This is a genomic window from Pseudomonas aphyarum (genome assembly GCF_028657055.1).
GTDB classification, from domain to species: domain Bacteria; phylum Pseudomonadota; class Gammaproteobacteria; order Pseudomonadales; family Pseudomonadaceae; genus Aquipseudomonas; species Aquipseudomonas aphyarum.
This window is the reverse complement of the sequence record NZ_JAMDGS010000009.1, coordinates 312,743-324,650: the sequence shown is the minus strand read 5'-3', so window position 1 is coordinate 324,650 and position 11,908 is coordinate 312,743. Positions and strand designations below refer to the sequence as shown.

The 11,908-nt window shown below is 60.4% G+C and carries 7 protein-coding genes and 2 rRNA genes; 3 read left to right on the top strand and 6 right to left on the bottom strand.

Annotated features, from left to right (window positions below; all coding sequences use genetic code 11):
* The first annotated feature begins 10 nt into the window (after positions 1–10).
* Both rrf (M5G18_RS14220) and rrf (M5G18_RS14215) read left to right on the top strand, forming a co-directional pair.
* Positions 11–126, top strand: a 5S ribosomal RNA gene (rrf, locus tag M5G18_RS14220).
* Positions 127–232: 106 nt separating this feature from the next.
* Positions 233–348: ribosomal RNA gene (gene rrf, locus M5G18_RS14215) — 5S ribosomal RNA — on the top strand.
* A gap of 73 nt (positions 349–421) precedes the next feature.
* Here the strand turns inward: rrf (M5G18_RS14215) and M5G18_RS14210 are convergent.
* The 4 genes from M5G18_RS14210 to M5G18_RS14195 form a co-directional block, all read right to left on the bottom strand.
* Positions 422–1,600, bottom strand: coding sequence for a PepSY-associated TM helix domain-containing protein (locus M5G18_RS14210; RefSeq protein ID WP_273897822.1), 1,179 nt, complete (start codon positions 1,598–1,600; stop codon positions 422–424).
* Between the two features lie 74 nt (positions 1,601–1,674).
* Complete coding sequence (locus M5G18_RS14205; protein ID WP_273897824.1) at positions 1,675–4,176, bottom strand: TonB-dependent siderophore receptor; 2,502 nt, start codon at positions 4,174–4,176, stop codon at positions 1,675–1,677.
* An 87-nt stretch (positions 4,177–4,263) separates the two neighbouring features.
* The gene (locus M5G18_RS14200; RefSeq protein WP_273897826.1) at positions 4,264–5,265 is read right to left on the bottom strand and encodes a FecR domain-containing protein; all 1,002 of its coding nucleotides are present in this window, start codon (positions 5,263–5,265) and stop codon (positions 4,264–4,266) included.
* On the bottom strand, positions 5,265–5,765 hold the full coding sequence (locus tag M5G18_RS14195) for a sigma-70 family RNA polymerase sigma factor (protein ID WP_273897829.1): 501 nt from the start codon (positions 5,763–5,765) through the stop codon (positions 5,265–5,267). Before M5G18_RS14195 ends, M5G18_RS14200 begins: the two co-directional genes overlap by 1 nt.
* A gap of 311 nt (positions 5,766–6,076) precedes the next feature.
* Between M5G18_RS14195 and M5G18_RS14190 the strand changes: the two genes are divergently transcribed.
* Entirely contained in the window at positions 6,077–7,957 is a 1,881-nt protein-coding gene (locus tag M5G18_RS14190) for a methyl-accepting chemotaxis protein (protein WP_085712595.1), read from the top strand.
* Positions 7,958–8,016: 59 nt separating this feature from the next.
* Here the strand turns inward: M5G18_RS14190 and M5G18_RS14185 are convergent, their stop codons facing one another.
* Positions 8,017–8,484 (bottom strand): SRPBCC family protein, encoded by a 468-nt coding sequence (locus tag M5G18_RS14185; RefSeq protein WP_273897832.1) that lies wholly within the window; start codon positions 8,482–8,484, stop codon positions 8,017–8,019.
* A 23-nt stretch (positions 8,485–8,507) separates the two neighbouring features.
* Complete coding sequence (locus tag M5G18_RS14180) at positions 8,508–11,897, bottom strand: amino acid adenylation domain-containing protein (protein WP_273897833.1); 3,390 nt, start codon at positions 11,895–11,897, stop codon at positions 8,508–8,510.
* Positions 11,898–11,908: the final 11 nt, after the last annotated feature.

Here is an 11,908-nt window from a genome sequence, read left to right as displayed (position 1 = left end):
ACCCGAATTTCTTGACGACCATAGAGCGTTGGAACCACCTGATCCCATCCCGAACTCAGAAGTGAAACGATGCATCGCCGATGGTAGTGTGGGGTTTCCCCATGTGAGAGTAGGTCATCGTCAAGATTAAATTCCGAAACCCCAATTGCGAAAGCAGTTGGGGTTTTGTTTTAGTAGAAGTCACCGATTTTTGCCGGAACGTTACTGCGGTAACGGGCTGGTCACAGAATTTCTTGACGACCATAGAGCGTTGGAACCACCTGATCCCATCCCGAACTCAGAAGTGAAACGATGCATCGCCGATGGTAGTGTGGGGTTTCCCCATGTGAGAGTAGGTCATCGTCAAGATTGAATTCCGAAACCCCTGTCTGCTAACGCAGACAGGGGTTTTGTCATTTCAGTACCCACAAAAGTCCGATCTTCAAACCGCTTTGCGTGCCTTGCTGCTCCGACGAGCCTGCCATTTGCGCCACCAGATGTAGACGCCAGTCCCCGACAATCCCGCAATCAGAACACCCAATACCGCGATCATCACTTGTCCGGTGAAGCCTATGATCCGTCCTCCATGTATCGGCAACTGCAATCGATAAAACCGCTCTCCCAAGGTCCCTTCTCCTGCAATCTCCTGCCCCAATAATCGCCCGTCTGTACCGTGGAAGAACAACCAGGATTTGCCGTGGGCCTCGGTGTCATGCTGTCCGAACCCTGCACCGTAGAAGTTGTACTCAAAGCTGTAATACAACTCGCCGATCGCCGCTGTCAGCCCCAACCTTTTCCCCTCCTGCTGTGCCCTTTCGTATGCCTGTTGATAACTCAATCGGGTGATCCCCAGCTCTTCGGCAGGCATCCGCCCTCGGGCTTCATACACGCTCGGTTCAATCGGAGAAAACAGCGACACCGCGGGTTTGAAGACCTGGCTCGGCAGGTTCATCGCCACGCTGCTGACGGCTATCGGCAGCAACAACAACCACAGCCACAAGCCCCCTGCCCGATGCAGATCGAAGTTGAGTCGATAGGCATGCCCGCCCTTGATCTTCCAGGCGTTCGACCACTTCTTCCAGAACGGTTTACCCCTCGGCAACGTCAGCCAAAGGGCGATGAAGCAATCGATTACCCAGGCGATGGCCACCAACCCCATCAACAGCAAACCCCAGTTACCGGGCAGTGTGAGGTTGTAGTGAAACTCGAGAATGAACGGAACGAAGTTCTCACGCTGGAAACAGCACTCGCCCCAGTAACGCTGACCTTCCTGCTCGCCACTGACCGGGTCGAGGTAGAACACTTCATTGCGTTCTTTAAACGGTTCGCCCGTCGCCGGATCATTCCGTGGGACTGCCGCCAGCAATGCCGTGTGGCCTGCCTCATTCGGGTACTCCATGTACCAGACCTGCAACTTCGGATGTGCCAATTGCACCGCATCAACCAGGTCACCTGGTTGTAGACGCTCCCCCTCGGCCGAAGCCGCGTAAAACTCCGGATTCAACCACTCATCCAGCTCATGGTTGAACGCCAGAATGCTGCCCGTGATCCCGGCCAGCAGCAGGAAAACCGCCGTGGCCAACCCGATATACCGGTGCAATAAAACCAGAAACGAACGCATGAAAATTCCCCCACAGATACGACAAAGCCAGCCCCTGAAATCAGGGGCTGGCTTTTTATGCACAAGACAAAGGCTTAGAACTGGTAACTGACCGTCGCGGCGACGTTGCGCTCTTCGCCCATGTAGCAGAAGTCCAGACTGGCGCAGGAGGCTACGTAGGATTCGTTAGTCAGATTGTTCGCATTCAGGCGTACGTCGACACCCTTCAAACCGACCTTGCCGAGGTCATAACCGATCGATGCGTCGAACAATGTGTAGGACGGCACTTTCATGGTGTTCTCTGCATCCGCCCAGCTATAGCCGACATAACGCACGCCACCGCCCAGTCGCAGCCCGTCGAGTGCCGCGCTGTCGAACTTGTAGTCCGCCCACAGCGATGCCATGTGCCGCGGCGCCTGGGTTGGCGAGTTGCCTTTGTTCTCGATCACATTGGTCGTTGTACTCAAGGTACTGGTCATCGACTTCGAGTATTCAATGTCGGTGAAGGTGTAGCTGCCGAGCACTTTCAGGTTGTCGGTCAGCTGCATGTGCGCTTCCAGTTCCAGACCCTGAGAGCGGACAGCGCCTACAGCGCGATAGAAGTTTTCCTGCGGCAGTTTGGTCGCCAGATTCTCCTGATCGATGCGGAACAGCGAGGCGGTGAACAGATTGTCGGTGCCCGGCGGCTGATACTTCAGGCCCACTTCCCACTGCGTTCCATCGGTCGGTGCGAGCGGATTGCCGGCGCTGTCAGCGTAGGAATTCGGGTTGAACGACTCGGAATAGCTGACGTACGGCGCGAGACCGTTATCGAACAGATACAGCGCGCCGGCACGGCCGGTGAGCTTGGTGCGTCGATCATTGATCTCGGTGCCGACCGGACGGCCCGCTTCGGCGATGCGGTTTTCGTCGGAGGTTTCCACCCAGTCCTGACGCAGTCCCAGCGAGAAGCGCCACTTGTCCATCTCGATCAGGTCTTGCAGGTAAACGCCGGTCTGCTCCAGGCGCCGCAGATAGCTGGTCTCGCCGTACGGGGTAATAGCGGAATTGCCATACACCGGGTTGAACGCATTGATCGGCGCCAGGCCGCCACTGGTCCAGTCGACCACGGTTTTGCGTCGCTGGTAATCCGCCCCCATCAGCACTGTGTGCTTGGTCGCGCCGGTGAAAAATTCGGCCTGGAGCATGTTGTCGACGATGAATGCGTGCAGACGCTCGTCACCGCCGGTGTAGTAGCGATTCAGTTCGTTGCTGGTCGGCGACGTCCAGCCATAGGCGTACACCTGATCCATGTTCACTTTGGAGTCGAGGTAGCGGAAATTCTGCCGCGCGGTGAAGACGTCGTTGAAGCGGTGTTCGAACTGGTAACCGAACGACTGCTGATCACGGGAGTAACCGTCGATACCCGGCTCGCCTTCGAAGAAATGCGGCGAGATGCGATTGCCGTTGCGCTGATGAATCGTGCCGTCGGCCGGCACGCCGCCGTGGTAGCCGCCATCCGGGTCATGCTGCAGATACGCTTGCAGCGTCAGCGAGGTGTCTTCGCTGAAATCGATGCTGACCGTCGGCGCGAGGGCGAAGCGCTTTTCCTTGTTGTGGTCGAACTGCGTGTCGGACTGATCCGTCAAGCCGATCAGACGATAGGCGATGCGCTTGTCGTCATCGACCGGTCCGCTGAAGTCAAAACCGACACCGCGCTGACCCTGAGTGCCGACGGTGGCCTGAATCTGGTGATAGGCCTCGTACAGCGGTTTCTTGCTGGTCAGTGCCACCAGACCGCCCGGCGAGCTACGGCCGTAGAGCACCGACGACGGGCCCTTCAGAATATCGACGCGCTCGAGGAAATACGGATCGACCTGCATGGTGCTGTAGGTGCCGCTGTCACCCATCGACTTGAGGCCGTCGAGGTAGATGTTGTCCACCGAACCGTCGTTGAAGCCGCGCATCGCCACATAGTCGTAACGGTGCGTGGCGCCGTAAGGATTGGTCAGCACGCCGGGGGTGTAACGCATGGCCTGGGACACGGTTTGCGAGCCTTGGTCATCCATTTGCTCACGGGTGACCACGGACACGCTCTGCGACGTTTCCAGCAACGCGGTACTGGTTTTGGTGGCGATCTGGCTGTGCGTCGCGTTGTAGCCGTCCATGCTGCCGAGCGCGTTGCCGAGGGCGAAGCCTTTGATGTCCGTGGTTGGCAGGGCCAGCGCTTCGGTTTCCGCGACCGAGCGCAACACATAGCTGCTGCCGTCCTGGCTGACCGCTTCCAGCCCCGAGCCGCCGAGCAAGTGGCTCAGGGCCTGATCGGTCGAATACTCGCCCTGCACACCCGGCGACTGCCGTCCCAGGGTTTGCTGCGGCGTCATCGACAACGTGATGCCCGCCTGACGCGCGAACTGGTTGAGCGCATCGCCCAGCGGTCCAGCGGCGATGTTGTAGCGGTGGCTGCTGACCTCGCCGGCATTGGCCGCCATGCTCAGGCTCGGCAACACGCCAACGCCCAGTGCAGTAGAGAACAGCGCCGCCCGAACAGCGTGACGCAACAGGCCCGATTCGGCAGAGAAATTCAGAGGGTTCTTACAGGTAACGCGCGCAGTCATTGTAGGTTTCCGTAGGCAGTCGCGAAGGCTGAGTTGAAGTGCTTACTGACTAAGCCGGACTTGCCACGAAAACCCGCCAAAATAATTTCAGGCCACAGACTCCAGCGTCACCCACCAACGGGTGCGGTAGCGCAATTGCACCGGCAGGGTCTGCGGCAGGACCGCCAGCAGCTTGTCGGTGTCCTCAAGACGGAACACGCCGGACAGGCGCAAATCCGCAATGTCCGACGCACAGCTCAGAAACCCCTGACGATACCGGCCGACTTCGCCGAGGAAGTCGCCGAGCCGCATGTTGCGAGTCACGATCAGCCCGTCGACCCAGGCACCGGCGTCCATGTCCAACGGCGGCGCCGGGCGAACCTGATGGTGATCGATCAGATAGCTCTGACCGGCGAGGGCCTCCGTCGAGTTGCCTGCGGAGTGAATTGCGACCCGGCCACTGGTGACGCTCAGGCGCGTGCATCCATCCTCCTGGCGCAGGATGAATCGCGCGTTGAACGGCTCGTAACTGCCATGACGGCTCTGCACCCGCAGCGGTCGGTCAATCGGCGCACCTTCATCGGCACCGCCACAGGTGACGATGATTTCGCCACGGGTCAGTTTGATCAGCCGTTGTTGCGCGGTGTAATCGAGATCCACGCTGCTGGCGGTGTTGAGTTCGATCCGCGTGCCGTCCGGCAACTGGAAGCCACGGCGTTCGCCGGTGGCGGTGGCGTAGTCGGCGCTCCACTGTTGCCAGGCGGAAGTGTCGCTGGCCAGCCATCCCGCCGAGCCCATCAGCAACGCGCCGGACAACAGCTTCAACGCCTGACGTCTACCCAGACCCTGCGCACTGTTTTCCAGCGTGTTGAACGCCACCTGCGCGCCGGGCACGGCACGCAGGTTGTGGGTCAGTTCGGCTTGCAGAGACTGCACCCGTTGCCAGGCCAGTTCGTGATCATGGTGTTCGGCACGCCATTGTTCGCACTGTCGATTCAGGCGCGGGTTGCCATGGTTGTTGCGCAGACGCAGGAGCCAGTGAATGGCCTGTCGGACGACCTGCTGCGGTGGCTCGGCGCGTCGGCCAAGCGAGAGGTTATCCACGGGCATCAGCTTTCGTACCGCAGCACGTAGCAGTGAAACAGGGCGTCGGCGACGTAGCGTTCTACCGAGCGCAGGGACAGGCCCATCTGCTCGGCGATCTGCTTATGCGTCAAACCTTCGCACTGAGCCAGCAGAAATGCCTGACGCACTTTTGGCTTCAGTCCTTCAAGCATGCGGGCAATGCCCTCGAGCAGTTCGATCACCAATGCGCGGGATTCGGCACTCGGGGTTTCGGCTTCAGGCAAATGGGCGATGGTTTCCAGATAGGCGCGTTCGATTTCTTCTCGGCGCCAATGATCGATCACCAAACCCCGAGCAACCGTGCGCAAGAATGCGCGAGGTGCTTTGAGTTCCAGACGCTCGGTGCGCTGCAGCAAACGCACGAACGTGTCCTGAGCCAGATCCGCCGCATCGGCGGCATTGCCCAGCCGCGTGCGCAACCAGCCGTTGAGCCAGCCGTGATGACTACTGTAAAGCGCCTGTACTGCAAACTCAGGTGAGGACATGAACGCGACAGCCCGAACGTCACAAATGATAATTAGTCGCATTGTCATCAAGGGTTACAGAATTTGCAACCGGCGCTGCAAAACAGTCATCAAAAAATGACAGGTGAACGCTCTGGCGCGCCGTTCGGCGGGAATCTGGCAGAAATGCCATCCATTTCCTGCAAAGCCCTAAGTTTTCTCCGAAGCGTGCCGACAGACTGGTGAGACATGCGTGCACCAAAGTAGAGCAGTCATCAGAACGCTGCCTACGCTGTACATGGAATGTTGCATCCGGAACGCATCCCCACTTTTGGCATAAGAAGTCCCATGAAATGAATCTCAAGTTCAGCCATAAAATCCTGTTGGCCGCCTCGGGCGTCGTGGTCCTGGCGTTCGCGCTGTTCACTTTGTACAACGACTATCTGCAGCGAAACACCATTCGCCAGAACCTCCAGTCCTCGGTCCAGCAGGCCGGCGACCTGACCGCCAGCAGTGTGCAGAACTGGATGAGCGGGCGGATTCTGGTACTGGAAAACCTCGCGCAGAACGTCGCCCATCAAGGCAAAAATGCCGACTTCCCGGGCCTGGTCGATCAACCGGCCTTCACCTCGAACTTCCAGTTCACCTACGTCGGTCAGGCCAACGGTGTATTCACCCAGCGCCCTGACGCGAAGATGCCGGACGGCTACGATCCGCGTCAGCGTCCCTGGTACAAGCAGGCCGTGGCCGCTGACCAGACCATGCTGACCCCGCCATACATGGCCGCCGTTGGCGGTCTGGTGGTGACCATCGCCATGCCGGTGAAAAAGAACGGCGAGCTGCTCGGCGTCGTGGGCGGTGACCTGAGCCTGGAAACCCTGGTGAAGATCATCAACTCGGTGGACTTCGGTGGCCTGGGCCACGCGTTCCTGGTCAGCGGTGACGGTCAGGTGATCGTTAGCCCGGATAAAGATCAGGTGATGAAGAACCTCAAGGACATCTACCCGAACGCCGATGTGCGTATCCAGAAGGGCAACCAGAACGTGGTGCTCAACGGCCAGGAGCGCATCCTGTCGTTCACCCCGGTCACCGGTCTGCCGAATGCCGAGTGGTACATCGGTCTGTCGATCGACCGCGACAAGGCCTACGCCGCACTCAGCCAGTTCCGTACCTCGGCACTGATCGCAATGTTCGTCGCCGTCGGCGCGATTGCAGTCTTCCTGAGTCTGCTGATCACCGTCCTGATGCGTCCGTTGATCACCATGGGTCGCGCGATGCAGGACATCGCCCAAGGTGAAGGTGACCTGACCCGTCGTCTGGTAGTGGAAAGTAAGGACGAGTTCGGCGAGCTGGGCAGTTCGTTCAACCAGTTCGTGGAGCGGATTCACGCGTCCATTTCCGAAGTGTCTTCCGCGACTCGCCACGTACACGACCTGTCGCAACGGGTGATGGCATCGTCCAACGCCTCGATCATCGGCTCCGATGAGCAAAGCGCGCGCACCAACAGCGTGGCTGCCGCGATCAATCAGTTGGGTGCCGCCACCCAGGAAATCGCCCGCAATGCGGCCGACGCTTCGCAACACGCCAGCGGCGCGAGCGAGCAGGCCGATGACGGTCGTCAGGTGGTCGAGCAAACGATTCAGGCCATGACCGAGCTGTCGCAGAAAATCAGCCTGTCGTGCACCCAGATCGAAACCCTGAACGCGAGCACCGATAACATCGGCCACATTCTCGATGTGATCAAAGGCATCTCCCAGCAGACCAACCTGCTGGCGCTCAACGCGGCCATCGAAGCGGCCCGTGCCGGTGAAGCCGGACGCGGTTTTGCGGTGGTGGCGGACGAGGTGCGCAACCTCGCTCACCGCACCCAGGAATCGGCGGAAGAAATCCACAAGATGATCACCTCGCTGCAGGTCGGTTCCCGCGAAGCGGTGACCACCATGAACGCCAGTCAGGCGTCGAGCGAAGAGAGCGTTGAAGTGGCGAACCAGGCCGGTTTGCGTCTGGTCAGCGTGACCCAGCGCATCGGCGAAATCGACGGCATGAACCAGTCGGTGGCCGCGGCTACCGAAGAGCAGACCGCCGTGGTGGAAACCCTCAACGTCGACGTCAACCAGATCAACCTGCTGAACCAGCAGAGCGTGGCCAACCTCAATGAAACGTTGAAGGATTGCGATGCGTTGTCGCAGCAGGCCAACCGTTTGAAACAACTGGTCGACAGCTTCAAGATCTGATCGCTTGCGGTCAAAAAAAAGCCCGCTGCGGAGTGATCCGCAGCGGGCTTTTTCATGCCTTACACAAACAGCTTCTGCACATTGCCCATCGCATCATCGGCGAACCCCTGCACGAAATCCTTGAAACCCGGCAGCGCCTCGGGTCCGCCGCTGGCCGGCTCGGCGATGATCGTCCAGGTCGCCCGCGACTTGCCCGCGCCCAGCGATTCCACATTCATCGCCGCCCACAGATTGGCCACGCCCAGCGTGTTGTAGATCGTGGTCCAGGTCATGCTCAGCGCCTGGTCGTCCCGGGAGTTGAGTTGCTCGACCACCACGTTGCCATCCTTGAAGAACTTCTTGCGCAGCGACGACACGCCTTCGCCGGTCATTTCGATGTGCGACAGCGCCGGAATGAAACGGTCGAAGCCGTCGAATTTGCCGACCACTGCCCACACTTGCTTCGCGTCCACCGGCACTTCCACCGAAGACACGACGTGGCAGCCGTGAGGGTTTTTGATCAGGGTGTCGGGTTGAAGATTGCTCATGGTGTTGCTCCTTGGTTGTTGATTCAGATGAAGTTGATTTCTTTCAGGTAGTCGCAGCCGCGACGCAGCAGCGCCGGGGATTTTTCCGGGTAGTGCGCGCCCATCTGTTGCACGCCGGCCTGGGCGTTGGCGTGGCCGATCAGGGAGATGTCGCCGATGTCTTCCTCGAAGCCGTTGAGGTAGAAACCGAGTACGCCGAACAGCGCGTTGTCGGCATCGACCCGGCCCAATTGCTGTTGCCAGTCGGCGACGCTGACCAGCGAAAACTCGCTGCCTGTTTCGCGGAACGACGCGACGTAGGCATCCCAGCTCAGGGGCTCCGGGTTGTGCAGGTTGAACACCGCCCGTTCGGCCGAATAACGGCTGGCGTGGAAGGCGATGAAACGGGCAAGAAAGTCCACCGGCATCAGGTCGAAATTAAGTGCGAAGGCCGGCACCTGACCGAGCTGGATCGAGCCCTTGAGCATCAGCATCAAACGGTTCTTGTGCGGCTGGCACACGCCGCTGAGGCTGTTGAAACTGATGTTGCCGGGTCGATACAGATTGACCCGCACCCCACGCTCCCGGGCCCGTTCGAGGATGCGTTCGCCGACCCATTTCGACAGGTTGTAGCCGTTTCGGATGTAGATCGGCGGCGTCGGTGCGGCGGGCAGCTCCAGAACCCGGCCTGCGTCGTCGACGGTGCTGGAGGCCGACAGCGTGGAGACGAAATTGAACACCTTCTTGCTGCGCCCTTCGCACAGCCGCAGCAGTTCGAAAATCGGCTCGACGTTGTCCGTCGCCAGCGACTCGTAATCGAGCACGTGATTGACGTTGGCCGCGTTGTGCACCAGCGCGCCGAACTCGCGATCAAGTCGCTCGAAATCCTCATTGGCCAGGCCCAGTTGAGGCCGGGTGATGTCCGCCGAATAGACCCGCACCCGACTCAGGTCCAGATGCTCCAACCGGTTCTCTCGCAACGAGTGGGCAAAGCGCTGCGCCGCCGTTTGCCCACCGCCGTCGCGCACCAGACACGCCACTTCACTGACGCCCCATCCCAGCAGCGCCTCGACGATGTGCACGCCGACAAAACTGTTGGCGCCGGTGACGATCACCTTGTGCACATCGCCCATGCGGCTGATCGGCAACGGCTCGATGTCCAGCGCTCGCTCGGCGTCGGCCATCGCCTGGGCGCTGAGCACCGCGCTGTCATCGGTGCCGCGCACCAGCGTGGCGAGCTTGGTGATGGTCGGCAGTTCGATGAAGCGGTTGATCGAAATGCTGCGGCCGAATTCCTCCCGCAGACGCAGGAGCATGCGCGACAGCAGAATCGAGTGACCGCCGAGATTGAAGAAGCTTTCGTCGGTGGAAATGTCGCTGGTCGGCAGCTCCAGCAGCTCGCCCCAGATCTCCAGCAGTAGCGCTTCGTCGGCGTTGGCCGGCAGGCATTTGGGGCCGCTGTCCTGCACGCTGACCGACAGTTCCAGCAAGGCCTTGCGATCGACTTTGCCATTGGCGGCGAACGGCATGTTTGGCAACTCCGTCCACGCCACCGGTTGCATGTAGTCGGGCAAAAACTGCTGCGCGTGAGCTTTCAAAGACTCCCGTGCGGCATCCGATTGCGGCTGGGCGAGGAACGCCAGAATCCGTCGCTGACTGTCGATCACCACCGCGATCTGCCGATACAGCTGACTCTCGCGCAGGCACCGCTCGATCTCTTCCGGCTCGACCCGGAAGCCGCGGATCTTCACCTGATTGTCGCGGCGTCCGCACAGCTCGATGCCATCCTCGCCCCACTTGGCCATGTCGCCGCTGCGGTAGGCACGCAGGCGCTGACCGTCCGGCAACTCCAGATCCAGATAGCGCTCCGCCGTCTGCTGCGGATTGTTCAGGTAACCCAGGCATACGCCGGGGCCGACGATGAACAGCTCGCCCACGGTTTGCTCCGGCACCGGTTGCAAATCGTCATCGAGGATCAGCACCTGACTGTTGGCAATCGGCCCGCCGAGGGTGCGATTGCTGTCGCCCGGTTGCAGTTGTCGCGCGGTGATCAGCACCGTGGCTTCGGTGGGGCCGTAGAGGTTGTGCAGCTTGCCCTGGCGCGTCAGTTGCTCGATCACGAACGGCTCGCAGACGTCGCCGCCGGTCATGATTTGCCCGACGCTTTGCAATTGCTCCAGCGGCAGGATGCTCAACAGCGCCGGCGGCAGGAACGCGTGGGTCAGTTGCCGACGGCGAATCAGCGCCACCAGTTGCAGCGGATCACGGCGCTGGTTGTCGTCGGGCACCACCAGTTCTGCACCTTCGAGCAGGGTCGGGAAGATGTCGATCAGCGACGAGTCAAAACTCAGCGACGAGAACTGCAGCACCCGGCTCTCGGCGTGCAACTGCACGTAGTCGGCGTACCACGCGGTGAAGTGCGCGAGGTTCGCCTGACTCAGCAGCACACCCTTCGGATGCCCGGTAGTGCCCGAGGTGTAGAGCGCCATGCACGGCGAGTCGAGCGACGGTCGCTGGCGCATCAACGGCAACGAAAGATCGGCGTTGGCGCTGTCGATAAGGCTGACATCCAGTCCCGGCATCGAACCGCTCAGCGGGTGTTCGCCGTCGTGCAGCAACAACACCGCTCCGGCGTTTTCCAGAATGTACTGCTGACGCTGAAGCGGATGGCTCGGCTCCAGCGGCAGGTACACCGCGCCACTGCCGAGAATCGCCAGGATCGAGGCAAACAGCGCATCGCATTTCGGCAGGCAAATCCCGACTACCCAGGGTTGCGGTTGTGTCTCCAGCATTGCCAGCAAGCGCTGCTGGATCGCCCGGCTGTGATCATGCAACTGGCGATAGCTGATCGACTGCTCGGCAAGGTGCAGCGCCGGGCGTTCAGCGTGTTCAATCAGGCTCCGTTGCAGCCGTTCGATGACCGGGATCTGCGCTTGTTGCAGCAAGGCCGGATTGGCCGTGGCATTGAGGCGATGGACGTAGGCCAGGCTGTCGAGAAACAGCAGGTTTTCCACTTGCTCGAAGTCCGGCGCACGGGCCGCTATCGCGTGCTGGAAATACTCGGCATCGCGGGAAAAACGGCTGACCAGCAGCGCCACTTCGTCCACCACCTGCGCGAGTGTTCGCTGGCGCAGGGCCTGACCGTTGCCGGAAGGTTCGTCGGCGATCGGCACGCGACTCAGCAGCGTCGAGTTGCAGAGACACAGCAGATCAAGCACCGGCAAACCGCCGGTGCCCGTTGCACCAATACCCAGACGCAAGGTCAGGTGCGGTGTCACGCCGTGATCCTGCAGCACAAGACTGCCGTCATCGATCACCAGATCCACCGACGGAGCAACTTCCGTCAGCAATGAATGACCGTGTTGTTCGAGCTCCTGCGCCAGGTCGGTCAAGGCCTGGCTGCGGCCCCTCAGCAAAATGTCGAGACGTCTCATGTCAGCCTCCT